This is a genomic window from Sorangiineae bacterium MSr11367 (assembly GCA_037157805.1).
GTDB lineage: Bacteria > Myxococcota_A > Polyangia > Polyangiales > Polyangiaceae > Pendulispora > Pendulispora rubella.
Genome location: CP089983.1, coordinates 11,840,808 through 11,864,647, shown reverse-complemented (window position 1 = coordinate 11,864,647; position 23,840 = coordinate 11,840,808). Strand labels below are relative to the sequence as shown.

General features: G+C 64.7%; 21 protein-coding genes. 9 read left to right on the top strand and 12 right to left on the bottom strand.

Annotation, left to right across the window (positions count from 1 at the left end):
• Window positions 1–18 precede the first annotated feature (18 nt).
• Window positions 19–711, top strand: a complete 693-nt coding sequence (locus LVJ94_46215) for a M23 family metallopeptidase (protein WXB04287.1) — start codon at window positions 19–21, stop codon at window positions 709–711.
• Between the two features lie 13 nt (window positions 712–724).
• Here the strand turns inward: LVJ94_46215 and LVJ94_46210 are convergent, their stop codons facing one another.
• The 5 genes from LVJ94_46210 to sdhA form a co-directional block, all read right to left on the bottom strand.
• Complete coding sequence (locus tag LVJ94_46210; GenBank protein WXB04286.1) at window positions 725–1,696, bottom strand: DUF4394 domain-containing protein; 972 nt, start codon at window positions 1,694–1,696, stop codon at window positions 725–727.
• A 66-nt stretch (window positions 1,697–1,762) separates the two neighbouring features.
• Window positions 1,763–2,974: a hypothetical protein gene (locus LVJ94_46205; GenBank protein ID WXB04285.1), complete on the bottom strand. Its 1,212-nt coding sequence runs from the start codon at window positions 2,972–2,974 to the stop codon at window positions 1,763–1,765.
• A gap of 18 nt (window positions 2,975–2,992) precedes the next feature.
• A complete protein-coding gene (locus LVJ94_46200; GenBank protein ID WXB04284.1) occupies window positions 2,993–3,616 on the bottom strand; it encodes a hypothetical protein in 624 nt (207 codons plus the stop codon).
• A gap of 157 nt (window positions 3,617–3,773) precedes the next feature.
• Window positions 3,774–4,517, bottom strand: a complete 744-nt coding sequence (gene sdhB, locus LVJ94_46195; protein WXB10809.1) for a succinate dehydrogenase iron-sulfur subunit — start codon at window positions 4,515–4,517, stop codon at window positions 3,774–3,776.
• A gap of 26 nt (window positions 4,518–4,543) precedes the next feature.
• On the bottom strand, window positions 4,544–6,586 hold the full coding sequence (gene sdhA / locus LVJ94_46190) for a succinate dehydrogenase flavoprotein subunit (GenBank protein WXB04283.1): 2,043 nt from the start codon (window positions 6,584–6,586) through the stop codon (window positions 4,544–4,546).
• 49 nt (window positions 6,587–6,635) lie between these two features.
• Between sdhA and LVJ94_46185 the strand changes: the two genes are divergently transcribed.
• From LVJ94_46185 to LVJ94_46155, 7 genes are all read left to right on the top strand, one after another.
• The gene (locus LVJ94_46185) at window positions 6,636–8,564 is read left to right on the top strand and encodes a hypothetical protein (GenBank protein ID WXB04282.1); all 1,929 of its coding nucleotides are present in this window, start codon (window positions 6,636–6,638) and stop codon (window positions 8,562–8,564) included.
• A gap of 70 nt (window positions 8,565–8,634) precedes the next feature.
• Window positions 8,635–9,258, top strand: coding sequence for a nitroreductase (locus LVJ94_46180; GenBank protein ID WXB04281.1), 624 nt, complete (start codon window positions 8,635–8,637; stop codon window positions 9,256–9,258).
• Window positions 9,259–9,279: 21 nt separating this feature from the next.
• Complete coding sequence (locus tag LVJ94_46175; protein ID WXB04280.1) at window positions 9,280–10,359, top strand: YiiG family protein; 1,080 nt, start codon at window positions 9,280–9,282, stop codon at window positions 10,357–10,359.
• Window positions 10,360–10,756: 397 nt separating this feature from the next.
• Window positions 10,757–11,884: an ATP-binding cassette domain-containing protein gene (locus LVJ94_46170; GenBank protein WXB04279.1), complete on the top strand. Its 1,128-nt coding sequence runs from the start codon at window positions 10,757–10,759 to the stop codon at window positions 11,882–11,884.
• On the top strand, window positions 11,881–12,849 hold the full coding sequence (locus LVJ94_46165; protein ID WXB04278.1) for an ABC transporter permease subunit: 969 nt from the start codon (window positions 11,881–11,883) through the stop codon (window positions 12,847–12,849). Before LVJ94_46170 ends, LVJ94_46165 begins: the two co-directional genes overlap by 4 nt.
• Window positions 12,850–12,890: 41 nt before the next feature.
• Window positions 12,891–14,732, top strand: a complete 1,842-nt coding sequence (locus LVJ94_46160) for a GldG family protein (GenBank protein WXB04277.1) — start codon at window positions 12,891–12,893, stop codon at window positions 14,730–14,732.
• A 34-nt stretch (window positions 14,733–14,766) separates the two neighbouring features.
• Complete coding sequence (locus LVJ94_46155) at window positions 14,767–15,873, top strand: DUF4340 domain-containing protein (protein ID WXB04276.1); 1,107 nt, start codon at window positions 14,767–14,769, stop codon at window positions 15,871–15,873.
• Window positions 15,874–15,888: 15 nt separating this feature from the next.
• Here the strand turns inward: LVJ94_46155 and LVJ94_46150 are convergent, their stop codons facing one another.
• The 3 genes from LVJ94_46150 to LVJ94_46140 are packed head-to-tail and all read right to left on the bottom strand — an operon-like array spanning window position 15,889 to window position 18,176.
• Window positions 15,889–16,344 (bottom strand): hypothetical protein, encoded by a 456-nt coding sequence (locus LVJ94_46150; protein WXB04275.1) that lies wholly within the window; start codon window positions 16,342–16,344, stop codon window positions 15,889–15,891.
• Window positions 16,345–16,395: 51 nt separating this feature from the next.
• Complete coding sequence (locus LVJ94_46145) at window positions 16,396–17,766, bottom strand: hypothetical protein (GenBank protein ID WXB04274.1); 1,371 nt, start codon at window positions 17,764–17,766, stop codon at window positions 16,396–16,398.
• Window positions 17,763–18,176 carry a secondary thiamine-phosphate synthase enzyme YjbQ gene (locus tag LVJ94_46140; protein ID WXB04273.1) on the bottom strand — a complete coding sequence of 138 codons (414 nt, stop codon included), beginning with the start codon at window positions 18,174–18,176 and terminating at the stop codon, window positions 17,763–17,765. The genes LVJ94_46145 and LVJ94_46140 overlap by 4 nt, the downstream gene beginning before the upstream one ends.
• A 140-nt stretch (window positions 18,177–18,316) precedes the next feature.
• Here LVJ94_46140 and LVJ94_46135 point away from each other — a divergent pair, with 140 nt between their 5' ends.
• Window positions 18,317–20,197 (top strand): radical SAM protein, encoded by a 1,881-nt coding sequence (locus LVJ94_46135; protein WXB04272.1) that lies wholly within the window; start codon window positions 18,317–18,319, stop codon window positions 20,195–20,197.
• Here the strand turns inward: LVJ94_46135 and LVJ94_46130 are convergent.
• The 4 genes from LVJ94_46130 to LVJ94_46115 are packed head-to-tail and all read right to left on the bottom strand — an operon-like array spanning window position 20,187 to window position 23,806.
• Window positions 20,187–20,618: a hypothetical protein gene (locus LVJ94_46130; protein WXB04271.1), complete on the bottom strand. Its 432-nt coding sequence runs from the start codon at window positions 20,616–20,618 to the stop codon at window positions 20,187–20,189. The genes LVJ94_46135 and LVJ94_46130 overlap by 11 nt on opposite strands.
• Before the next feature lie 3 nt (window positions 20,619–20,621).
• The gene (locus LVJ94_46125) at window positions 20,622–21,812 is read right to left on the bottom strand and encodes a DUF2169 domain-containing protein (GenBank protein WXB04270.1); all 1,191 of its coding nucleotides are present in this window, start codon (window positions 21,810–21,812) and stop codon (window positions 20,622–20,624) included.
• Between the two features lie 3 nt (window positions 21,813–21,815).
• Window positions 21,816–22,862, bottom strand: coding sequence for a hypothetical protein (locus LVJ94_46120; protein WXB04269.1), 1,047 nt, complete (start codon window positions 22,860–22,862; stop codon window positions 21,816–21,818).
• A complete protein-coding gene (locus LVJ94_46115; protein WXB04268.1) occupies window positions 22,859–23,806 on the bottom strand; it encodes a DUF2169 domain-containing protein in 948 nt (315 codons plus the stop codon). The genes LVJ94_46120 and LVJ94_46115 overlap by 4 nt, the downstream gene beginning before the upstream one ends.
• Window positions 23,807–23,840 lie beyond the last annotated feature (34 nt).

The following is a 23,840-nucleotide window of genomic DNA, read 5'->3' as shown; positions in this document are numbered from 1 at the left end:
TCGAAGAGAAGCACGGACATGGAACGACGATTCTTTGCCGACGCTTCGATTCGCCCCCGCTCCTTCTTCACCTCCATCTGCTCGGTGGCATTCCTTGCACTCGTCGTGGGAACTGCCGGTGGCTGCTCTTCGTCCGATGACCGTGCCTCCGCGGAGGAGGGTGAGGTCGAGGCGGCCGAGGACGAGATTCAAATTGGCGATCCCCACGGTGACCACGATGGCGATGGCGCTGCCGAAGAAGGCGACACCGTCACCGAGGAAGCCGCGGACGAAGAAGTCAACGCCGACGAAGACGCCGTCGACATCGCCGCCGTCGCGGCCGCGCGCGTGGCCTCGCCGGTTCCTGGCAAGAAGGTCACCTACGCCTACGGCATCAAGAATCCGCGTTACGCCGCCGGCTACCACACGGGCCAAGATTACGCGGCCGCCACCGGCACCAAGGTCGTCGCCGTGCGCGCCGGCAAGATCCGCTGGTCCAACAGCAAGGGCGGCGCGTACGGCAACTGGATCGGCCTCGACGCCGACAACGGCCGCACCTACGTCTACTGCCATCTCTCGAGCCGCAGCGTTGCCGCGGGCGCCACCATCAAAGCCGGCCAGCAGCTCGGCAAAGTGGGCGCCACGGGCAACGTGACCGGCCCGCACCTGCACTTCGAGGATCACCCGAAGGGTCCCTTCAAGTACGCGCAGGTCCGCAAGCCAGCGTGGTAACGGGCTTACGAGGCTAGGGTTGAACGGCGATTCCGCGCAGGGGGCGGTCGTGGCCGATCGCTCCGATGGCGGTGGCGGTGCCGCTTTGAAGGTCGACACGGTAAAGGTTCGTCGCGGTGCCCACGCGCAGGGCGGCATAGGCTTCGATGGGCAGATTCACCGTGGGGCCTCCGTCGCCGCCGCCTTGCCCGCCGTAGATGTCGAAGCCACCGACGGTGTCCACGTCGACGCCGAGACCGCCCACGGATCGCGCCCGCGCAAAGCCGCCGACGACACCGCCGTCGAGGTTGGCGAAGGCGAGCAGCTGATTGGAGTCCGACTCGATGCCATACAAGGCCGTGGCGGTGGGCTTCGGGTTGACGCTGTTCGTGTACGCCGAGCCCACGATCTTCACCGTTCCGCCGTCCTCGTAGGTGAGGGTCCCGTCGCCGGTGGCATTGACGGCCTGGCCGTTGGCCGGATGAAGCCGTAGGTTCTGTCCGGTGTTGGCGTGGACGCGGATGCGATCCGCGGCTGGGTTGAAGTCGAAGCCGAACGAGGTGGCCGCAGGATCGAGCGTCACCGGAAACGTAGGCGTCCCAGCATCCCCCACCACGGCAGTGGCCACCCCGGTGTTCTTGTCGAGGGTGTAAATCGTTCCGTTGTTGCCGAGCGCGTAAAGGTCGCCGGTTGCCGGACGGAAATCGATCCCGAGCACACCGGGCGCGCCCGAGATCGTGGACTTGCTGACCGAGGCCGGCGCCGTGCTGGTGAATTTCAGCAATTGATTCGCATCGTCCACGGCGTAGACGGTCCGCGGCGCCGGGCCCGCGTCGGCGTCGCTCCCGCCGCCATCCGGCACCGGTGTGGTCGTGTCCACGGCGGCGTCTTTGGGCGCCGGCGTGGACGTGTCATCGGAGGAGCATGCTGCGAATGCAAAAGCACTTACCGTGGATGCAAGCGCGGCAAGCGCAAGAACGCCGTTGCGACTCTGCTTGAAGTTCATGGCCAAACCTCCTCCCGCACTACGAACGGCGGGCGGCGATCGGATCCATTTCTCGCGAGGCTGCCGTCAGTGGATGCCTCCGTCTCCGCTGGACCTGCAGTCGAAGGCCAGGTTGAGGCGCGACTGCGGGTCGTCTTGGAACGTTTTGCACGACGTCGGACAAAGCTCGACCTTCTTGGGATCGCTGCGGTCGTCGTAGTGCCACCCGGTGCCGTTCGCACACGTCTCGTCGTAGGGGAGAGCGGTTTGAACGTTCGATCCGGAGCGGTACGTGACCCTTGCGCTACCATAGTCCCAGCTCGTGCCCGCGGACGGCGCCGGAATCGACAGGGAGCAGCTGGGAACCGGTCGAAACGTCTGCAACTTGGCCAACAGCTCTTTCGAGGCCTTCACGGGATCGGACGGGGACACGACGATGGCACGTTGGGTTCCACCCGCATTCGCCAGTTGGTCGAGACTCGCGACTTCCGGCCCCACGGCGGTGATCAACGTTGGGATGGAAGGCGCGCCTTGGTACGTCGTCGCCGCGAACTGCCGAACATTCTCGTTCGTGCTCTCACACTGGCTCGGCGCGCCATCGGTGGCGACGACGAGGACGACTTTCTCCGACGGGCGCTGGTTCGCAAGGGTCTTGGCGTACGACACGGCGCCTTCCATGGCCGGTCGCATCGGGCTTCCACCATTGGGATTCGCCTCGTCGATCGACGTCCGGAACGACGAATTTGGGAGCGCCGTGAGCGCGACCTTGGGACTGGCATAGGCGTTGGACTGGCAAACCGGCTGCCCGCCGGAGGTGAGAATCGGAAAGTAGTGCAGCGAAGCTTTCATCCCCGCCGCCGCCGGGTCGCTGAAGAACGCCTTCATGGCCTCGGTGAGTGGCACCCAGCGCGTGGACGCGTTGTTCTCGGCGTCCGGACCGCGGACGAGGCTACTCGAGGAATCGAACAACACGACGACGTTGACGAGGCCGTGGCTCGTTTCGAAGCTTGCGCATGCATGGATGACGCCGGAGTCGACCGGCACCGGGGGGCCGCCTTCGAGGACGATGGGGCCATCGCCGCCGGCATCCATGGGCGTCGTTGCATCGACATTCGACTGCGCGTCGACGTTCGACTGCGCATCGTCGATTGGAGATAGCCCGCTCGCGTCGAACCCGTTCTGCGGGCCGGAATCGAGTGCATCCTTCCCCGAGTCGCTCGATTCACTTCCGCACGCGACGCCCAACATGGTGACAACCACACCTGCGAATGCGCCGCAGGCCACTTTTCCAACGCTCATGCTGCAAGTCCTCGAAGTCTAAAAGGTGTAACGCAGCGCCACACCCGCATCCCAAAGAAGCGGAAGATCGCTGCCCAAGGCTTTTTTGAAGTTCGTCGCATCGCGAAGCCCAAAACTAAGGCCGAACGCGAGATGCCGATCGATTTGGTAGTACTCGATGCCCACGCGTCCACCGAAATAGAGACCCAGTTTTTCGGCGTCGCCGAAGCCTAGGATCTTCAGGGCATTGGTCGCGATATCGGCTTTGCTCAAACCTGCACTGCCCTGCAGGTAAAGCCCCACGCGATCCGTCACGTGTGCTGTGAAACGCGGGCCAAGCCCGAAGCCGAAGATAGGAAACGCGCGCGCCTTGGTCTCGTCCTGGTTGCGCGATGTGCTCGTGAAGTAGAGATCCCCCTCGCCGAAGAGCATGAGGGCGCGCGAAAACTCGTAACCCAGTTGCGCATGCAGCCAGAACCCCGGTGGCGCCACGCCTCCGAATTCGCCCGTGAACCCGTGCGCGCCCAGCGACGCATCGAGCACCACGCCCTTGTGATGGGGGAGCGGCGGCGGCGCGGCATCGGGCTCGCGAGGGGCTTCGGCGAACCCCGTCGTTGGCGTCAGAACGAGAGTGATGGCGAGGACGACCCCCAGGAGGCGCACGCGGCGATGCTATCATGAGCCTGCCGCATTGCACGGCGTGCGCCACGCCTCCAAAACGCTGCGAGGCTCCTTCCCTGCGGAAACGAGCCTCGCGCGGGGGGCGTGCCCCGATCCTCATGGGATGCTGCGCGCGATCATCCTGGATCGCGCGTTCGCGTTACTTCAGCAGCCAGCGAAACAACATGTGCTTCGTGGCCTGCCGCGAAACCACCGCGATGGAGTCGACCAGCGGGATCTCCTTCGGGCAAACCTCGACGCAATTTTGCGCCTTGCCGCAACCGGCCACGCCGTCGGGGCCCATGAGGGCCTCGATGCGCTCGGCCGCGTGCATCTTTCCGCTCGGGTGCAGGTTGAACAAGCGCACCTGGTTGATCGCGGCCGGACCGATGAAGTCCGACGAGTCGTTCACCTGCGGGCACGCCTCCAAGCAGCAGCCGCACGTCATGCAGCGCGACAGCGGGTAGGCCTCTTCCTGTGTCTCCTGCGACTGCCGGGGCCCAGGTCCGAGCTCGTGCGTGCCGTCGAGGAGCACCCATGCCTTCACGCGCTTCAAGTCGTTGAACATGCGCGAGCGGTCGACCAAGAGATCGCGCACCAGCGGGAACTTGGTCATCGGCTCCAGGGTGATCGTCTCGCCGGCCTGCAGCAGCGTGTCGATCAATGCCGTGCACGATTGGCGCACGCGCCCGTTGATGATCATGGTGCAGGAGCCGCACACCTCTTCGAGGCACACGGACTCCCAGACCACCGGGGTCGTCTCCTTGCCATCGGTGGTGACGGGGTGTTTCCGGATCTCCATCAGCGCGCTGATGATGTTCATCTGCGGCTTCCAGCTGATCTCGAATTCCTCCCAACGCCGCGTATCCCGGCGCGTGGGGCCGTCTTGTCGCAAAATCCGCAGCTTGAACGTCCTTACCGACTTCTGACTCACTGCGTGGCCTCCTCTGCCTTCTTTTCGGTCTTGGTCGCCGCTTGCGCGGTCGCCGTGGCCGCTGCCGCACCCGCCGTTTCGTACTTGCGCGCGCGCGGCTTCACCAAACTCGTATCCACTTGATTCGTCGCGTGCATCGGCTTGCCGTTGATCGAATAATCGAGCGACGACACGTACTCGATGCCGTGGTTGCCTCCGCCCACGCCGGGCTTGTGCAGCGCCAACGTGGTCTTCAGCCAATCGGCATCGTTGCGGTCGCGGAACTCCGGCTTGAAGTGCGCACCGCGCGACTCGTCGCGCCGGCGCGCGCCCACCGCGATCACACGCGCGATCACGATCATGTTGAACAGGTGCCGGATGAACGGCGCGCCTTGGTTGGCGTGGGGTGCCTTGTCGGTCACGCCGCACTTGCGTGCGCGATCCTCGAGCTCGTCGATTTTCCCGATGACCTTGTCCAAGGTGGCGTTGTGGCGCTCGATGGTCACGTCGCGCAACATCATCTCGCCGAGCTCCTCGTGCAGGCGGTACGGGTTCTCTTTCCCGTCCATCTTGAGGATGCGCTCGTAGTTCTGTTCTTCGCGCTTGCGCGCCTGCTTGAAGATGTTGTCCCCCAAGTCGAAGGAGCTCTTCGCCAGGTTCTTCCGGTACGTCGCGATGGCCGGGCCGGCGACCATGCCGCCGTAGATGCAGCTCAAAAGCGAGTTCGCCCCGAGGCGGTTGGCGCCGTGGTACTGGTAGTCCACCTCGCCGGCGGCGTAGAGGCCCTCGATGTTCGTCGCCTGGTTGCGCGGCGAGCCCAGGACCAACGAGCCGCTGGCCGAGCGCTCGAAGTCGACCCACAGGCCGCCCATCGAATAGTGCACGGCGGGGAAGACGCGCATCGGGTTCGTGTACGGGTCCTCGCCCACGAACTTCTCGTAGATCTCCAGGATGCCCGAGAGCTTCTTCTCCAGGGTCTCGCGCGGGAGGTGCGTCAGGTCGAGGTAGACCTCGTTCTCGTTCTTCTTGCTCCCCTGGTTGAAGATGCCGCGCTTCTCGTGGAAGCACTTCAAAAAGAGCTCGCGGCTGGCGATGTCGCGCGGGACCAGGTTGCCGTAACCGGGGTACTTCTCCTCGAGGAAGTACTCGCGATCTTTCTCCGGCACGTCGCGGCCGCGTCGCGTCTCGTTCGGGTCGCGCGGGACCCAGACGCGTCCGCCCTCACCGCGGGCGCTCTCCGAGATGAGGCGGAGCTTGTCCGCGCCCGGGATGGCCGTGGGGTGCACCTGGATGCACTCGCCGTTCGCGTAGCACGCGCCCTGCTGGTACACCGAGCTCGCCGCCGTGCCGGTGTTGATGACGCTGTTGGTGGAGCGCCCGAACACGATGCCGGGTCCGCCGGTGGCGAGGCACACCGCATCGCCGGGGAAAGCCTCGATTTCCATCGTCTTGACGTCTTGGGCGACGATGCCGCGGGCGATGCCTGCGTCGTCGAGCACCACCGAGAGGAAGTCGTACCACTCGAACTTTCGCACCATCTTCTCGCCGCGCACGACCACGCCGCGTTCGTCCTCGACGTCGATGGTCTCGTAGCGGCGCACTTGCTCGTCGAGTGCGTAGAGCAGCTGCTGGCCGGTGGTGGCGCCGGCGAAGGCGGTGCGGTGAAAGAGCGTCCCGCCGAAGCGGCGGAAGTCGAGCAGGCCTTCGGGGGTGCGGTTGAAGGGCACGCCCATGCGATCGAGCATGAAGACGATGCCGGGGGCCGCTTCCGCCATGCCTTTGACGGGGGGCTGGTTCGCGAGGAAGTCGCCGCCGTAGACCGTCTCCTCGAGGTGCACTTGGGGCGAGTCGCCCTCGCCCTTGGTGTTCACGCTGGCGTTGATGCCGCCTTGCGCGCACACCGAGTGCGATCGTTTGACCGGCACCAGCGAGAACAGATCGACGGGAACGCCCGCTTCGCACAACTTGATGACCGTGGTGAGCCCTGCCAGTCCGCCCCCGACGACGATCACCCGCCGCACCTTGTTCGACTCGCTCTTGAGGATGCTCTTACTTGCCATGTGAAGTGTGCCTTACATAGAGCCAATTTCGAGTAAATGGATAGCAATCGTGGCACCTCGTTCGCGCTTCCGTGCTTTCTCGGTGATCGCCCTCGCGCTCGCTCTGGCCGCGGCATGTGGCGGGGCTGGGAAGCGGCGCCGCCCAGCGGCCACGTTGTCGAGCACTCCGGCGGCGTCAGCCGAAATGGCCGAGATTCGGCGCATGTGGGGCGATCTCGAGGGGCGCGATCGCGACGCGTTGCGCACGCGCATCCGCCAATTTCTGTCGAGGTTTCCGAATGATGGCGCCGCAGCCCTCGCGCGGACCTACCTGACCTTCCTCCTGCTGAGCGACGGCGATCTCACGGAGGCGAAGGCGCAACTCGACTACCTGGAAACGATTCCGCCCGGCGCCACGCGCGATTTCTCCATGGTGGCGCGCGCGCGCCTGCTTCGTCTGACCCAACGGCCCAACGAGGCGCTGGAACTCTTGGCGCCGCTCGCGGGCAAGATGGTCGACCGGCACGCCTTGGAGCTCTTTCAAGAAGAGATCTCGCTGGATGCCGTGGCCGCGCACCACGACTACGAGGCCATCGCGTACATGGACTCGTGGCTTCGCCACGCCGACGACGAGGAGCGCGAGGAAGCGCGCCGCAAGATCCCCGAGGCGCTGGCCAACATGTCGCCGCAGGTCCTCGAAGCGTCGCTGCGCTCGATGCGGGCTTCCGCCCGGGGCGGTGCCCCGCTGGTCACGGGCTACAGCGTCGAAATGCAACGCTTCGTTGCGCTGCAGCTCTCCGCCTATGCCGTGGCCACCGGCGATGCGCGGCTGGCGCAGTGGCTCGTAGACCCTGCTGCGGGTGCCCCCGTGTTGGGAAGCGACGCGGGGCTGCTCGTCAGCGAGCTGGCCACTCGCCACCGCACCACACGGGCCGTGGCGGGGCGAACGATCGGTCTTGTGCTCCCGACCGGTTCGTCCTCGCAGCGCGATGCTGCGGCCGACGCCGCGCGCGGGGCTGCATGGGCGCTCAACTTGCCCCGCGCTGCAAAGGATCCGGGCGACAAGACGCTCCTGGTGACGCGTGACGACGGCGGCCGTGCGGATCGCATCGAGTCGGTGCTCGACGATCTGGCGAGCGACGGTGCAGGCGTCATCCTCGCCGGCTTCGATCCGGAGTCCGCCGACCGTGCGTTGCGGTGGGCGGAGACGAGCGGCGTGGCCGTCGTCGTTCTCGCAGCCCCACGCCATGCGACGCCAATGAAATTCGGCTTCGTGGCGGGCGAACCTTACACGTCGTCGATCGAGGCGCTGACCGAGGCTCTCGTTTCGCGTCGCGAGACCAAGGTGGCCACGGTCGCCGACGCCACGAGCTTGGCGGACGTGGCACGCATCGTCACGGAGCGGCCCAAATTGATGTTCTTCCAGCCGGCGCCGTGCGATCTGGAAGGGCAGGGGACCGGCGAGCATCGGTTCCCGTTGTCGGTCTGGGAAAAGGCCGGCATTCGCAGTTGGCTCGTCTCGGGGCCGGAGCCCTGCGCCCGCGACGTGCTGCGCGAGGTGGGCGAGCTGCGTGGCGGTGGCGGCGTGATGGTGGTGCTCACCCTCGAGACCATCGGAGCGTACGAACGGGCCACCTCGGCCAAGGTGCTCAGCGCCGCGGCGGGATCGTTGCCCGTGCGCCTAACGGGGTTGGATGCCGGTGCGGGTGCCGGCGCCCCCGCCGAGCCGGACATTCAGCGGTTCATGGCGAGCTTCAGCGCGCGTCCGACCTGGTTCACCGCCGTGGCCCGCGACGCCGCCACCCTCGCCCGCCGCGCAATCGTTGCCTTGCCAACGGACACGACGACGAACCCCGACGCGGTGACCGCTCGACGCGAAGACACCCGCCGCTCCCTGGAAAGCGTGAACGCCGCCTTGTGGACGAGCGGTGAGTCGCACGGCTTCTCGCCGGGTGAACATACGGTGAAGCGAACCGTCAAAGTCGTGGAGCTTCGCTAGGAACCCGCCGACCCACCTGCATGTTCAGTCTTGAACTTCACGTTCAGTGCACCACTTTCTAAGTCAGCACATGTCCGGCCTCCGTCACACGCAAGAACAGAAGAAGCTCGTAAGCCATGTCATTTTGACCCGTCGGAGCGTTTCCGCGCTCACGGAGCCAGGCCCAACGCCTGACGAGCTCACGACCTTGCTGCGGGCGGCGGTGAGCGTGCCGGACCATGGCCAGCTTCGGCCGTACCGCTTCGTGGTGGTGCGCGGCAACGGGCGTGAGCGCTTCGGCGATGCGCTGGCCGCGGCCGCCGCCGAGAGCCGCCCCGACCTCGCGCCGGGCGTGCTGGCCAAGGTGAAGAACAAGGCCTTCGTGGCGCCCGCGCTCATCGCGTTGATCGCGTCGCCGCGCCCGGGGGCGAACATCCCCGAGTGGGAGCAGGTCGCCGCCGCATCGTGCACCGGCTACGCGATTCTTCTCACCGCCCACACGCTGGGCCTCGGGGCCATCTGGAAGACGTCGCCGTACCACGACGGGGCCGACCTTCGCTCCCTCCTGGCGTTGGGGCCGAACGAACGGCTCCTCGGTTGGGTCAACCTCGGCCAGCCCGTGCGTCCGCTCGACAACGAAGAGCGCCCGGACATCGACCTGAAGGCCGTGGCGGCTGTTCTTGAAGAGTCAGCCATCTTGCCATTTGAGGTGTAAACGTACGACTATGGGGGATCCATGCGTAACCCCCTTCTCGTTTGGACCCTCGCCGTATCCCTTATAGCACTCCCGGGACTGACCGGTTGCAGGCGCATCGTGAGGGCCCTCGGCAAGGCGGCCGCGAAGTCCGCCCAAAAGGACGCGGCCGCCGAAGATGACGACTCGGTCAACGCGGCGACGGCTTCGGCCGCCAACGGTGCGGACGAGGCCCAGGACGAAGACGAAGCGGTCGGCGACAAGCTGAACGCGTACATCGACTGCATCAACAGCCTCTCGGACCGCTTCCACGATTCGGAGCGCCGCTACTTCGACTGGGCCAACGAGAAAACGGGGCCCACCGGCAAAGAGCGCAACGTCTACGGCCTCTACTCGATCAGCGATCCGGCGAAGTGTGCCGCGGGCGTGCAGAAGGCTAACGGCATGAAGCCGTCGCTGCCCGAGTTGGAGCAAGCCGGAAGCGCCTACGCGCAAGCCGTCACCGCCGCATTCCCGGTGATCAAAGAAGCGAGCGATTACTACGATCAGAAGAATTACAAAGACGACAAGATGGCCAAAGGCAAAGAGCTTCACCCGAAGCTCGTGGCCTCGTTCGAGGCGTTCGACCAAGCCGACAAGTCGATGCGCACGCAGGTCGACACGCTGAATCGGCAGGTGAAAGAGCGCACCCTCGCCAAGATCGAAAAGAGCGAAGGAAAGAAGCTCGCCTACTGGCGCGCGACGACCATGCTGGTCGCCGAGGACCTCGTCAAACTGGGCGACTCGCACAAACTCGACGCCATCGATCTGCCCAAGCTCACCACCAAGATCGACGAGTACGAGAAGGCCGTGAACGAGTTCTCCGGCTATGTCGCCGCGCACAAAGACGAGGCGTCGAAGTTCATCATGATCGACTCGCTGGTGGGCGAGGCCAAAGACTTCCTCATCGCCGCCAAGGAATTGATGCGCCGCGTCCGAGACAAGACGCCCTACTCGACGGGCGAGCGGATGCGCCTCGGCGGCTCCTCCGAATGGACCGTCGAAGGCTCACCCGGCAAATTGGTGAAATCCTACAACGAGCTCGTCAACCGCTCGAACAGCGTCCGCCGCTTCGGAAAATAGAGAGAATTTCACAGGAAGACGGGAAGACGGGAAGACCAGAAGAATAGTGGGGTGAGCAAAGCTGGCCCCAGGTCTTCCGCGAGCCCGCCGGAACACATTTCCCCAAAAAACCTCCGGTCTTCCCGTCTTCCCGTCTTCCTGTTCAATCTCTGATCCGCCGACCGGGAATGAAGCTGGCTCTGGCTGGTTTTACGCGGCGCACGCCATGTGGGCAGCGCTTCCGATGACAGGATGCCGAGCAGTTGACAGGTCGTCCCTGGTCAGTAGGATGCGCCGCGCGGGGGCGCCATATGGGTTTTTCTCGTGAAATCGCGACCTTCGCGGGATTTCGAGAGACTCCCATGATCGTCGCCTCCTAGTGACTACGACCGGCCAAAAAGCGAACGAGCGAACAAAGATGGCAACCGATGTGATGATTTACGCGAACGACCTGAGCAAACGCTACGGGGCGTTCCGTGCGGTCGATAAGATCAACTTCGAAGTTCGGAAAGGGGAGGTCGTCGGATTTCTCGGCCCCAACGGCGCCGGCAAGTCCACGACGATGCGCATCCTCACCTGCTTCATCTCGCCCACCGAGGGAAGCGCGAGGATCCGCGGGTTCGACGTCTTCGAGAACCCGCTCGAGGTTCGCCGCAGCCTGGGTTACCTCCCGCAGCGCGCTCCGCTCTACCTCGAGATGAGCGTTCTCGAGTACCTGCACTTCGCCTCCGACCTGCGCCAGCTCGACAAGTCCGGCTTCAAGGACCGCGCGCGCAAGGTCGTCGAGGTGTGCGGCCTCGCAAAGGTGCTCGGCAAAGAGATCCGCTACCTGTCGCACGGCTATCGCCAGCGCGTCGGTCTCGCGCAGGCCCTCATCCACGACCCGCCGATCCTCATCTTGGACGAGCCCACGAGCGATCTCGACCCCAACGAGAAGGCCGAGTTCCTCGATTATTTGAAGCGCATCGGTGAAGAGCGCACTGTTCTTCTCTCGACCCACAACCTGTCCGAGGTCGAGGCGGCGTGTGCCCGCGCCATCATCATCTCGCGTGGTCGCATCGTGGCCGACGGCCCGCTCGACGAGATCCGCGCCAAGAGCGGCAAGGTTCGTTACGTCGTGTCGGTGCAGGAATCGGCCGGCAAAGATCCGTACCGCGGCACCGGCGCCCTGCCCAAGAAGGCCGAGGTCGAGGCCGCGCTCGCGAAGATCCGCGGCGTCGGCGCAGTGACCGAGCTGCCCACCGACGAACGCGCGCACTCGTTCGAGCTGGCGAGCGAGCAAGAGCTCGACCTGCGCCCCGAGTTGTTCCGCCTCATCGTGGACAAGGGCTGGGTCATCCTCGAACTGCACCGCGACACGCAAACCCTGGAAGACGTCTTCCGCAACCTCACGGTGGGCGACGCCCGCCGCAACCGCAACCTCTCCGCCAAAGACGAAGAAGAAGAAGAAGAAGAGGAAGAGGAGTACGAGGAAGAAGAAGAGGACGAAGACGAGGGCGAGGACGAAGAAGAAGAGGCGCCGAAGAAGAAGGCGGGCAAGCGATGAGCACCTTGGAAAACGAGCGAGACGAGCAGGATAAGGACGTGAAGCCCCCCACCACGGCGGATTCCGAAAGCGAGACCAAAGCGGCCAAGCCCGCCGCGGCCGACGAGGACGACGCCCGCGAGGACGACGAGGAGGAAGAAGAGGCACCCAAGGCGAACCATCGCAGCGGGGCCCTTCACACCGACGCGGCGTCTGCGGTCGCGGCCGAAGGCCCCGGCTTGAGCATCGTGCGCAACACGCTCACCATCGCGAAACGCGAAGCGCGTTCGTACTTCGACTCGCTGATCGCCTACGTGGTCATCGGCGGCAGCACCCTGGCGCTGGGCATCTACTTCTTCCTGATCCAGCAAGGCGGCTTCTGGCAGGTCGACCGCGCATCGATGACGCGCATGTTCGAGTTTCTGCCCTGGATGCTCGCGGCGCTGGTCATCCCGCTGGTGACGATGCGCTCCATCGCGGACGAGAAGCGCTCGGGCACCCTCGAGCTGCTCATCACCCTGCCGGTGCGCGACAGCGAGGTCATTCTCGGCAAGTACTTCGCGGCGCTCTTCATGTGCGCCGTGCTGCTCCTCATCACGCTCATCTACCCCATCGCCATGTTCGCCTGGCCGTGGCGCCTGGGCGTGCTCGATTGGGGGCCGGTGTGGACGGGCTACTTCGGCCTCTTGCTCTTCTCGGGCGCGGGCGTTGCCGTGGGCATGCTCTTTTCGAGCCTGACCGAGAGCCAGATCATCGCCTTCTTCCTCTCGGCGTTCACCCTGCTGCTCCTCCTCATCATCGGCATGCTGGTGGAGACGCTTCCCGGCGCCGTGGGCGATGCGATCGCGTTCATCAGCTTCCAGACGCGGTTCACCCCGTTCTCCCGAGGCCTGATCGACACGCGGGCCATCATCTACTTCGTGTCCATTGGGGTCATCTGCCTCTTGGCGGCTTTCCGTTCTCTGGAAAGCCGCAAGTGGTCCTGAGCCGAACGTTCAACCGGATCCAAAAGAAACGATTCTGAATTATGGAACGCAAAGCACGCGCGGCCGCTGAAAGCGGCGTTCTGCTCCTGGTCATCGCGGGCATCCTCGTTGCCCTCAATGCTCTCTCGGCGCTCGGAGTTCACAAGCGCTTCGACACCACCAAATCGGAGCGCTTCAAGCTCTCCAAGGGAAGCGGCACCCTCGTCCACGACATGAAGCAGTCCATGCAGGTGGACGCTTACGTCACCAAGGGCCTGCCCAAGCTCGACGCCTTCGTGCGCGATCTCCGCGATCTCCTCCAGGAGTACAAGGACGCGAGCGGCGGTAAGTTCAACTACAACATCATCGAGGCGAAGGACGAGGAGACGAAGAAGACGGCGAAGGACGCCGGCCTCGTCGAGCAGCCCTTCGGAGAGGCCAGCGCCACGGAGTCCGAGAAGGCCGCGGTCACCATGGGCTTCATGGGCCTCGTGCTGAAGTACGGCTCGGAGAAGGACTCGATCCGTTCGCTCGATCCGGGCAACACCAGCGGTCTCGAGTTCTGGCTGACCAACAAGATCCGCGAGATCCGTGACAAGGCCGACGACGTGAAGCGCAAGATCGGCGTGCTCACCGGCCACGACGAGATGAAGCTCTCCGAGCCGAACCTGGTGCCTGCGCAGCTTGGCAAGGCCACGATGCAGGACATCATCACGAAGAACTTCCCGTTCTACACGTTCCAGGACGTGGACCTGAAAAACGGCGACAGCGCGATCGACGAGGCGCTCGAAGGCCTCATCATCACGCAGCCGGGCAAAGACATCTCCGACAAGGAGCTGCGCCGCATCGACGAGTTCGTGATGAAGGGCAAGTCGCTGGCCATCTTCGCCTCGGCGGTCAACGTCAAGGCGAGCGATGCGGCGATGAACGCGACGCTCAGCGCGCACGGCCTGGAAAAGCTGCTCGGGGGCTATGGCATCGAGTTGAGGAAAGAAGCGGTCCTCGATTTCGGTCGCTCCTTCGGCGTGCAGATGCTCACGCAGGGCGGCATCGCGCGTCCGCGCTTTCCCGCGTTCATCTCGGTGCAGGACGACTCGCGCTTCTCCGGTGAGGAGCAGCTCCTCGACTCGTCGTTCCCGCCGTTCTTCCGCATGAACGACTTGGTCTTCCCGTTCGCCTCGCCGCTGGCTCTCCACACGGACATTCAGCCCGAGGCCACCATGAAGGCCGTTGCGCGCTCCACGCCGAACAGCACGGCGGTGGGTGGCGATACGACGGATCTGAAGCCGTTCCAGAACTGGAGCGCGCTGCGCAAGAAGAGCGCCCCGGCGCAGTTCGTGATTGCGGCCACGGTCGACGGGACGCTGAAGAGCGCGTTCCAAGGCGGCGACAAGCAGGGCATCGAGACGCCGGAGAAGAGCAAGTCGGCGGCCCGCGTGTTCGTGCTCTCCGCGTCGCAGTTCCTCGCGAATCCGTTCGCCCGCGCCGGCAACGCCCCGGACATGGGCCAGATGGGCATGATGATGCCGCAGATGGGCGGCGACGAGCAGCTGCAGCAGCTCGCGCAGCCGTACGCGCAGCAGGCTCTGACGAACACGATCCTCTCGTTCAAGAACACGCTCGACTGGCTCGGTGGCGACAGCGACCTGCTCGCCGTGTCGGCGAAGATCCTGAACGAGGCGCCGCTCGCCTACGGCGAGGTCTCGAAGCCGAACATCGACTTCGAGAACGAGACCGACGAGAGCCTCAAGAAGCGCGAGGACGAGATCAAGGCCTCCCGCAAGTCGACGCAAAACAAGGTGCAGTGGCTCTTGATCCTCGGGATCCCGCTGCTGTTCTCCCTGTACGGCGTCCTTCGGTGGCGGTCGCGCATCGCGTCGCGTGAGAACGTTTCCCTTGCTTGAAGCAAGTTCGATCGACTTCAGGAGTCGTTAGACCATGAGCGGAACGCAGAAGATTGCAATCGGCGGGGCCATTCTCGTCGTGTTGGTTTACGCGGTGTATGCGCAGTCGAAGAAGGACGAGTCGATGGGCGTCGCCTCCAAGGAGACGACCGCCGAGAAAGCCGTCCTCAAGGTGGATCTCAAGGAGGGCGAGGAGCTCGACAAGATTTCCATCACCAACGCCGACAAGGGCGAGGTCGTGCTGGAGAAGAAGGGCGACAAGTGGGAGCTGACCAAGCCCGTGTCGTTCCCGGCGAATCAGTCGAACGTCAAATCGCTCATCGACAACTTGAAGGAGTTGAAGACGGGCGATCTGATCGAGCCCAAGCCGTCCGACGACATCAAGAAGTCGTACCAGCTCGACACCGAGCACGCGGTGCACGTCGTCGCGTACAAAGGTGGCGAGAAGAAGGCGGACGACTTCTTCGGCAAGTCGGGCGGCCGCGGCCAGATGGCCATGGCCAATGGCAACCCGGGCATCTACGCGGTGAACGGCTACTCCGGCTACCTGTACGGCCGCGAGGTCAAGGCCTGGCGCGACACCGAGATCCTCAAGTTCGACGACGCGATGGTGACGTCGCTGGTCATCGAGAAGTCGAACGAGATCGCGGCCGCGGCACCGGCGGGTGATGCCGGCGCGCCGAAGAAGACGGGCGGCACGTTCTCCTTCACCAAGGGCGACAAGTGGGCGGGCACGTGGAACGGCCAGGCCATCGCGAAGCTCGACGAAGAGAAGGTGAAGGACGCGCTGCGCATCTTCAAAGCGCTCAACGCCGACGACTTCGGCGATGGCAAGGGCGTGGATGTGACGGGTCTCGACAAGCCGCAGGCCACGGTCACCATCGGGCTCAAGGACAACGCCGGCAAGTTCGTGCTCAAGGTCGGCAAGACCTCGTCGGGCAGCGAGCGCTATGCAACGAAGGACAGCAGCGCGACGGTTTACATCCTTCCCAGCGCGGTGTCGGACTGGGTCACCGCGGACGTAGCGAAGTTCCAGCAAGCCGCCGATGCCGGCGCGCCGAAGGCACCCCCCTCCATGCCGCCCGGGATGATGCCGCCCGGAATGCCGCACGGCGGGATGCCGCACGGCGGAATGCAGTAACCCGAGTCCGAGAGCCTAGCGCGGCGTCGGACGGCGGAGCTTGGCGAGCCTCTCTCGAAGGGAGGCGAGTCGATCCGCCACCACGTCGCGCTCTTTGCCGCGGAGCTCGAGAAAGTCGAGCGCGCGGGTGAGCTCCGTGGGGCCGTAGGTCGCGTGGCGTTGGTGGAACCAGCCAACGGCGGTGGAGACGCCTTCCGGTTGTCCCGGCGGGCAGAGAACCGCCGTCGGAACGGAGCGACGGAAGTACTCCTTGGCGACTTCCAGGAAGCGCGCGCGCTGGCGCGGGTTGGGGCCGCTGCCTTCCTTGAAGACGAGCACCTTCGTCATGGTGCCGGCGGCGGCGTGCTTGCCGAAGACGCCGAGGAACACCTCCCACTCGTCGTCACTCGGCGTCGGCTCGCCATGGACGATGACGCACGTCGTTCCGGCGAGCTCGTAGAGAAAGGTTACGGCGGCGGGTGCTGCTGGCACGTGTACTACCTAAATATGCGCCATTTCGCGGCGCACTTGTAGCGGTTGTGCCTATTTGTGTTTCGCGTTGGAAGATTCCGTTTCCGTCCAAAGGCCGGCCCCTTCGACGATATCGAATGGCGCGTCGCCGAAGGACAGCCAGCGTCGCGCGCGGTTCGTCGCCGCGTCGGCATCCGGTCCGGGCTCGGTGAGAAGTACCGCAGCCCACCCCACGGCCAGCGCCGCCACCGGCCGCACGGCGGCCACGCGCAGCAGGCGCACCTCGCGCTCGGGCGGGATGGGCATGAGCGGTCGCAGCTTGTTCGCGGCGCGGTACGGGGCGTCCTGCCCGAAGTGAATCGGCGACGTCCACAACGCGACCACCAGCTCCGTGTGCAGCGCCATGAGCGCCGCCGTGCGCGCGTGCGGCGACGTGGCATCGGCCATGCGGCGAAGCGAACCGCACACGTACGCACGCTCCGGCGGCGGCGTGCGCGAGCGAAGGCGCGACCCATTGCCGTGGCAACGGTCTTCCACGAGCACCCGTGCGAGCGCATCGGATTCGATGGTGCGCATCTCCGCCTCCGAGCGCCCGGCGTTGCTCGCCGAAATCGCTTTGCGCAGCTCCTTCTCCGCGCGCTCCATGCGCGCGAACATGGCCGCGTCGGTGGCGAGCCCCAAATGCGTCCGCACCCCGCGCCGCACCGATTCGCCGTCGTGCGTGGGGTCGCTTGCCGGCTTCACCTGGTCGAGCGCCACGCGGAGCCGAGCCATGGCCACCGAGCTCTCCCCGTACCCCGCGGTGAGCCGCTCCAGCGCGTCCAGCGAGTCGTCGAGCTCGTTCGCCTCGAACTTGGTCAGCGCGCCATCTCGCAGGCTCGCCAGCACGTCGGTCAGCCGCCGCGCGAGCCATTTGTCGCGTTCCTTGCCGGCCTCTTGGCTCGAGGGCGGGACCCAGCACGCCACCACCCCGCGAACGAGCTCGCTCGCCGAGCGCGGGAGCGCCTTTTCCTCGGCCACGCGCGCCTTTTCCTCATCGATGAGGCGCACCAAGAGACGCCGTTCCAGCTCGACATCCTTGGCCAGCGGGTACGTCCAGCCGCGCGCCCGCTGGGAGGCGGCCTCCAGGCCACGCGCCCGCGCTTCGAAGGAAAAAAGGTCCAGCGCGCCTTCGTCGCCCACCTCGAGCGTAGAATCCTCGGCCAGGATGGCGCCCATCACGTTCTTCCGGACGTCCGACTCCTTGGCGACCACCCCGGTGCGCCGAGCCAGCCGTGCATCCACGGCCGCGAGATCGCCGAGCAGCGCGTCTTCGTCCCGCGCAAACCGGGCCGCATTCTCCGTGCCCGCCTCGGTCGGGCTGCGGGGTGGGGCGGCCTTGGATGCGCACCCTGCCGCCCATGCGGCCGTGAGAAGAAGCGCCGCCTGCCGCGAAAGCCTCAAAAGCCCAGCACCTTCACGATGACCCGCTTGTCCCGCTGGCCGTCGAACTCCGCGTAGAAGACCTCCTGCCATGGCCCCAGATCCAGCTTGCCCTTGGTGATGGGCACCGTCACCTCGTGGTGGATGAGGAGCGACTTCAGGTGCGCATCGCCATTGTCCTCGCCCGTGCGATGGTGCTCGTAATCCGGGCCGGCGGGGGCGAGATCTTGCAGCCATTTCCAGATATCCCGGTGCAAACCGGGCTCGTTGTCGTTCACGAACACACCCGCCGTGATGTGCATGGCGCTGACGAGCATGAACCCCTCGGTGATGTCGGACCGCTCGAGGATCGTCTTCAACGTAGGCGTTAGATGCACGAGCTCACGCCGGTTGCGTGTGTGCATCGTCATGTACTCGGTGAACGACTTCATCGTGATCTCCCCGCTTTACGAAAGGTGTACTACCCTCACACCCCATCGGCATGAAATACGCACGGTCGTTTTCGGTCCACCTTCCCCTTTGGGGGAGGATCAGGAGGGCGAGCGCCAACGTCGGGATCGCGACGGAACCCATGATTCGTGTCGCCGAGAGCGGTCTCTCGCGCGCCGCGCGTTCGGCCTGGCCCTTGGTGCAGAAGCTCAATCGTGCGATCGAGCGCCCGGGCAAGCACCCCAAGTGGGCCCCCGCCCCGCTGCTCAAGCGGCGTGAGCGTACGTTTCCCCAGCTCGGTTTCCCGCGCGAGACCGACTCGCTCTGCCCGAAGTGCGTCAAGGCCGTGCGCACCGAGATCCTCTCCGGCCAGCGCGATCTGCGGACCCTCATCGATGGCAAGCCGGGGGAGATCAAGGCGCAAATCATCGAGCGCGATGGCCAGGTCCTCATGGTCAAAGAGTGCCCCGAGCACGGCCGCTTCGAGGACGTCATGGCGGTCGACTCCGCGTTCCTCCGGCGCATCGAGAAGCTCTATCCCGGTCGCGACTACCTCGCCCCGCTGAGCAAGCTGCGGGAGCATGGCAGCTCCAGCGTCAAGTACGGCCGCGGCTCCGTCCTCACAGTGGACCTGACGAACCGCTGCAACATGATGTGCGACCCGTGCTTCATGGATGCGAACCAAGTCGGCTACGTGCACGAGCTGTCCTGGGAGGAGACGAAGAAGATCCTCGACGACTCGCTGACCATCCAGCCGCGCCGCCAGATGAGCGTGCAATTCTCCGGCGGCGAGCCCACCTTGAGCCCGCATTTTCTCCAGGCCATTCGCTATGCGCGCGACGTCGGCTACTTCTGCGTGCAGGCGGCCACCAACGGCGTCAAGTTCGCGCAAGATCCGGAGTTCGCGCGGCAGGCCAAGGAAGCAGGGCTGCGCATCGCGTACCTGCAGTTCGACGGCGTCACCAACGAGGCGAACTCGCACCGCAAGGTCGGCAACTTGTTCGACGTGAAGCTGCGGGCTATCGAGAACCTGCATGCGGCGGGGATCGACGTCGTGCTCGTCGTCACCGTGGTGAACGGCGTGAACAACGACCAAGTGGGCCCCATCGTCGATTTTGCCATCGCCAACGCCGACAAGGTCACGGTCATCAGCTTCCAGCCCGTGAGCTTCACCGGCCGCGACGAAGACGTCACCGACGAAGTGCGCATCGCGCAGCGCTACACCTTGAGCCACCTCGCGCGGGACGTGAAGGCGCAGACCGGTGCGACGGAGCCTCTGCGCGACTGGTTCCCCCTCTCGGCCTTGGGCCCGTTCAGCGATCTGACGGATCTTCTTCTGGGCGAGGGGGCCGAGTTCGGCTCGATGAAGTGCGGCTGCCACCCGAACTGCGGCATCGGCACCATCTTGTTCGTGCACAAGAAGACGAAGCAGATGGTCCCGCTCACGCAGTTCTTGGACCTCGAGGGCTTGCTCTCGGACATCCAGGACGTGACCGACGCCGCCCAGGGCCGCACGCTCACCTTGGCCGAACTGGGGATGGCGCTGTTCAAGAACTTCCACCCGGAAAAGGCGCCCAAAGGCTTTACCTTTTTCCATTTGCTCAAACAATTCATGAGCCAAACCGGCAACCGCGGAAAGAGCGTGGGCGAATTCGAAAGCGATGCGCACGAATTCGAATGGCGCGCCCTCTTCGTCGCCGGCATGTGGTTCCAAGATTTGTTCAACTACGACTTCCGCCGCACCGAGATGTGCATCATCCCGTACGGCACCCAAATGGGTGAAATCAGCTTTTGCGCCTACAACACCGGCGTAGGCTGGCGAAACATCATCGAAAAGATGAAGGCCAACGCCACCGTCGCCGAGTGGTACCGCGAAAAGGGCCGCCACCCGATTTACGCGAAGAACCAGGACCTGCCGCTGCCCGAGTCGTTGGGCACCGTGGTGCTGCCCGAGTCGGCACTGCGCATGGAGGAAGAGTCCCAATCGCGCAAGCGCGTGCGGCTACCGCTGGTTACCAGCTGACGGGCATATCGAGCAGCCGGGCGATGGCTTCGAGCTTCGCCCGACTGCGGGAGGTGGCGTAGATGCTGGCCACCGTGGCGACGCTCGTAGTGTCCTGCTGGCGCGCGAAGAGCTCCAATTCGTCGTATTTCGTTGCCATTCTGCCCGCGAACGACCTTCGTCCTCGAAGAACGTGCTTTCGAGCGGGCCATCGTTTGCGGCCGAGGCACGACAGGTGCACGAGCTCGTCGCCCACGCGCGAGGTCACGCGGAACTGCACGATCGTGGCAAACAGGAAAACGAGATCCGTCACCACGAACGCAACGTGTTTGACCGTCAACGGGAACAGATGAACGGTCGCTGCCATGGCCGCGGCGAACAACACCGCGGAGCCCACGGGCAGATCGTAAACGGTACGCGTGTGTTCTCGGAGAAGGAGCACGACTCACCATTGCGCCTGGAACGGCATCCGCGCCAGCTCCTGGGGCAGGTAGGGCCGCAGCGCGCGTGCGAAGCCGGCCCAGACGACCGTGACCTTCCAACGATCCGGCTCGACCACGACGGTGTGAAGACGTGGCTTGAGTGGGGTGAGGCCACCCTTTCGATCGTCCACGGCGAGGTAGGGGCGCTCGGCGGGGAGCTGCAGCGTCCAATTGGGTAAGCTTGGATGCAGGTTCACGAGCGTGAGTCCCTCACCGCCTTGTAGCGGCCCTACGCGCATTCCCAGTGAAGCTCCTTGAAAGGCAAGCCGATCGAAGCGCTTCGTAAAGTCCTCATCGCTCAGATCGAAAATATTCGTGGTGGCATGCCCCAGCCGAAACTCGGGAAAGTAGGCGCTCAGGTGTCCGATGTCTTGCGGATCCCAATCCGGCGTGTGCCCAAACCACCCGATGCGCGGAAACATGCCAGGCCCCAAGAAGTCGAGCGAAGCCGGCAAAGGCTGAAGCGGCCAATGCCAAGGGTCATGCACGACGAGGCGTTCGGGCGTGAGCAGATCGGCGGGATCCTCGAGTTGCGGAAGGGCCAGCGTTTCGAGCGATTCCGGGGTCGCGTCGATGACGAACCCGCGGCCCGCGTGGTTGCGCGCGTAGCGGTATGGGCTGGCGGCTACCGTAGCCGCGGTCCGCTGATCCTCGGGCAGGAGCTCGATGAGCGGCTGCTCGGGAAAGCCGACGCGCTCCTCGGCTGCGAGATCTTCCCCACCGTACGCGAACGCGTAACTGAGTTTCACACGCTCGACGAGGCTCGGTGGCGTAAAGGCAAGTTGGCCAACGGCATTGACGAAGCAGCGACGCTCGCCCGAAACCATCACGCGCTTCATCAACTGCCGATTGAGGTAAACGTCGGCGAAAAAGCTGGGCGTCCGCGGATGATTCCAGGCGTGCCCGCGCACGACGACGTCGGTCAACAGCTTGTCCGGCCACAGATCGGTGTCTTCTTCGATGAGATCGGGATGATCCGGATCATCGACGGGGGCGAAGTTGAGAAACGGCTGTTCGGAGGCCAGGGTGCATTGCCCGGACGAGGTCACGCCATAACTGCGTTTGGCGATTACGCCGAGTGCGTGCGTACCGTTGCGATCCGGCGCGGATATGGGGTACGCCGAGACCTTCGGAGTCGGGTCGGAATTCATCATGATTTACGGGCCGCCGATGTGTTCGACCGAGGGATCGGTTAAATAGTTGTTCACGGCACCCTGGGGGCCCGTCGTTGGTGTCGGGGTAGGCGCGGGGCCCGGCGACGCGGGGGTGGTCGTCGCCGGCGGCGGTGATGCGGGCGGCGGTGCCGGGGCCGTCGGCGGAGCGGTCATTTTGTCGTAGACGCCTTGATCCGAGATGCCCAAGGCGCCCAAGCCTTTTTGCGCCAAGCCGAATGGCGTCGTTCCGCCGATGCCGGGCGCACCGAAGTCCGTACCGAGCGGTGAACCAATGAAAAAGCCCGCGATGTTGCTCCCGATGTTTTCGAAGCGCAGGAGGAAGCGCGAGAGCCGGTCCTTTGCGTTCTTCATCGCCGCGTCGGCGAAGGGCTTCAGCGGCCCCTGCTTTCCGGCAGCCTTCCACGCTTCCCGTCCAGCGGCGCGTGCTGCCGCGCGATTCAAAAGCTTGATTCCAAGGCGCGGCGCGACCTTCTTTCCGAGCCAGTCGAATGCCTTTCCCACGGGCAGCTTACCCATCAGCCACTGGAGAACGAAGTCCATGGCCATGCTGAAAAGGCCCGTCAGAATATCGGCCAAACTGAGCTCGCACTGGGTCGTGTTGAATGCGATGACGAAGCCCAAGGGCGTTGGGATGGGCGTGCCACAATTCAAATTGGGATTGACGACGCATAGCAAGGCCGAGGCGAGGCACTGATCGCCGCCATGTTGATCGGTGCATTGGACCGACATTGGGCCAAAGTGCGATTTGGACGCCGAAAGAAATAGCTCGATCGGCAAAAGGACGCTCGGCGGCCCGATGTGGGGCGTCAACATGCCGATGTCGGTCGTTCGGCACATGTTGTTCTGCAGCGTGTCCGCCTCCACCGTCTTCGCGTAGAGTACGGTGAATTCGATGTGCAAGACGTTGGTCATGATGTTGACCACGAAGTACGGCATCCTGCCAACGGGAGTGGCCGCGGGGGGCGGATAGGCAATATGCCAATCGCACCCGATCATGAAATGCCATCGGCGCAAGACGTTGCTCTTCAAGACGCACCCCTTGCCCAGCGCAGCACGCAAGTGCGGCGCTGCATCCGAGTGACGGTGTAGCGAAATGGATAACGGTACGTGATGAACACGCGCCCCAATTCCGGCTCGATGCCAATTTGATCGACGGCCAACGGCCGCTCGACGCGGGTCGGGCCAATTTGGATATCCGTCACGAGCGGGCACGAAGGAAGATGGAATTGAATCGCCCCTTGCGGATGAACCCCGGTCACACCGCACACCATCCCTTCGGAGGCGCCCAACGGTGCGATCAACTCGGGAAATGCCTGGTTGAAGAACGTGCCGTGAAGCTTCTGCAGCATCCCGTGTGCATCGAGCTCCACGGCACGTCGAAGGGTCGGTCCGAATCCCATGGGAGCGAAACCTACCCCCACCGGATCCGGCTGATCTTCGAAACGCCGAATCAGCTGGCGCGGATTCTCGATGTTCGGCAAAGGTTGATGTAGCGCATTTCGTTCGTCGAAATACCAGCCCTTGCCGTCGGGGTTCATGGGGAATCCCATCTCCAATTGGTCCCAGACCTGCTTGCCGCCGTACGCCCCTCCGATGGTAAGCGGCATTTGAACGAAAGGTACCGGGTTGGTTGGAACCAAGCCCCCGCCGAGGCTCTTCACCCACGCGCGCTCGCCGAAGACGTCGACCCCGCCGACGAAGTCACCCAGCCACGCGCGCACTTCCACCTTTTGTGCCGGCTGATCGTACTGCGCGCGCGCAGAGCCCAGGACCAGAAGGTCGATTCCCCCGCGGCGAAAGCAGTCGTCCGGAGGCAGCGTCATCCCGGCGGGGCTTTCCCAAGGACCTCCCTGTGCGATGATCCACGGTTGTTCGTGGTCCATCACCAAACGGCCCTCGACGATGCGGTACGTGATGCGCGCGACCACGGCGGCGGCCATGTCGTCTTCGCCGAAGGCGGTTCGCCAAAGCATGGCGGATACAGGCGTCTGATTCTCGAGTTGCATC

Excerpts from the sequence above, each read along its gene's own strand:
- LVJ94_46215 (WXB04287.1), top strand. The coding sequence starts at position 19 with ATGGAACGACGATTCTTTGCCGACGCTTCGATTCGCCCCCGCTCCTTC.
- LVJ94_46210 (WXB04286.1), bottom strand. The coding sequence starts at position 1,696 with ATGAACTTCAAGCAGAGTCGCAACGGCGTTCTTGCGCTTGCCGCGCTT.
- LVJ94_46205 (WXB04285.1), bottom strand. The coding sequence starts at position 2,974 with ATGAGCGTTGGAAAAGTGGCCTGCGGCGCATTCGCAGGTGTGGTTGTC.
- sdhA (WXB04283.1), bottom strand. The coding sequence starts at position 6,586 with ATGGCAAGTAAGAGCATCCTCAAGAGCGAGTCGAACAAGGTGCGGCGG.
- LVJ94_46180 (WXB04281.1), top strand. The coding sequence starts at position 8,635 with ATGTCCGGCCTCCGTCACACGCAAGAACAGAAGAAGCTCGTAAGCCAT.
- LVJ94_46175 (WXB04280.1), top strand. The coding sequence starts at position 9,280 with ATGCGTAACCCCCTTCTCGTTTGGACCCTCGCCGTATCCCTTATAGCA.
- LVJ94_46170 (WXB04279.1), top strand. The coding sequence starts at position 10,757 with ATGGCAACCGATGTGATGATTTACGCGAACGACCTGAGCAAACGCTAC.
- LVJ94_46165 (WXB04278.1), top strand. The coding sequence starts at position 11,881 with ATGAGCACCTTGGAAAACGAGCGAGACGAGCAGGATAAGGACGTGAAG.
- LVJ94_46160 (WXB04277.1), top strand. The coding sequence starts at position 12,891 with ATGGAACGCAAAGCACGCGCGGCCGCTGAAAGCGGCGTTCTGCTCCTG.
- LVJ94_46155 (WXB04276.1), top strand. The coding sequence starts at position 14,767 with ATGAGCGGAACGCAGAAGATTGCAATCGGCGGGGCCATTCTCGTCGTG.
- LVJ94_46140 (WXB04273.1), bottom strand. The coding sequence starts at position 18,176 with ATGAAGTCGTTCACCGAGTACATGACGATGCACACACGCAACCGGCGT.
- LVJ94_46135 (WXB04272.1), top strand. The coding sequence starts at position 18,317 with ATGATTCGTGTCGCCGAGAGCGGTCTCTCGCGCGCCGCGCGTTCGGCC.
- LVJ94_46125 (WXB04270.1), bottom strand. The coding sequence starts at position 21,812 with ATGATGAATTCCGACCCGACTCCGAAGGTCTCGGCGTACCCCATATCC.
- LVJ94_46115 (WXB04268.1), bottom strand. The coding sequence starts at position 23,806 with ATGCTTTGGCGAACCGCCTTCGGCGAAGACGACATGGCCGCCGCCGTG.